The sequence below is a fragment of the Pseudomonas sp. P5_B2 genome, assembly GCF_056400445.1.
The window spans coordinates 1-782 of sequence record NZ_JBFULH010001265.1 but is presented as its reverse complement, the minus strand read 5'-3'; the positions used below and the strand labels follow the sequence as shown (position 1 = coordinate 782).

The following is a 782-nucleotide window of genomic DNA, read 5'->3' as shown; positions in this document are numbered from 1 at the left end:
TGCTGAACCTCGGCAGCGGTGGCCTGGTACTTGGAAATATCCACGGTACCCAGGGTGCTCATGTCGATGCCGCTGCCCGGATGGAATACGTTGGCCAACACCAGACCCACCAGAATGGCGATGGTGGTGACAATCTCGAAGTAGATGATGGTCTTCAGACCGATGCGACCGAGTTTCTTCGCGTCACCGACGCCAGCAATGCCGACGATCAGCGAGGAGATGACGATCGGGATCACGATCATCTTGATCAGACGGATAAAGATATCGCCTGCCGGTTGCAGGACATTGCTGATCCACCAGGCTTTTTCGGCACTGAAATGGTTGAGCAGCGCACCGATTGCAATCCCCAATACCAGACCGATGACGATCTGCCAGGCGAGGCTAAGCTTTGCCTTCTTCATATCTTTACCCTTACTTGCGTTTGACTCAGGCAGAGGCAATCACTGAAACGCTTGTGGCGAAAAAGTGTGTGCATCTGCCCCCGTATAAGGAGCCCCGGAGCACTTGTTATGGCTCTCTGGCAGGCGAAAAAAGGCGCAACTATTCCCATGCAAGGAAGCAACGTCTAATGCCGTAAATGCCTACCCTATGCCGAATCGGCATGAGATTTTCTAAATGAAACTGGCGTCCCAACCGGTTTAATACGACATTTCTGCAGCTATAAGTGCCGTGAACCGGCCAATTCAGCGGCGGTCCGGGTATTCTCCGCACCAGCGATTGAAAACTAAAACTTTAGAAAAAACCTACATTTAGCGGCGAAAAATCCCTGCCTCGTGCAGGCA

At 52.3% G+C, this 782-nt stretch carries 1 protein-coding gene; it reads right to left on the bottom strand.

The annotated features are described in order from the left end of the window. The coding region (locus tag AC1DRJ_RS30650; RefSeq protein WP_477805410.1) for a cation:dicarboxylate symporter family transporter at window positions 1-401 on the bottom strand (401 nt) is incomplete at its 3' end. Window positions 402-782 lie beyond the last annotated feature (381 nt).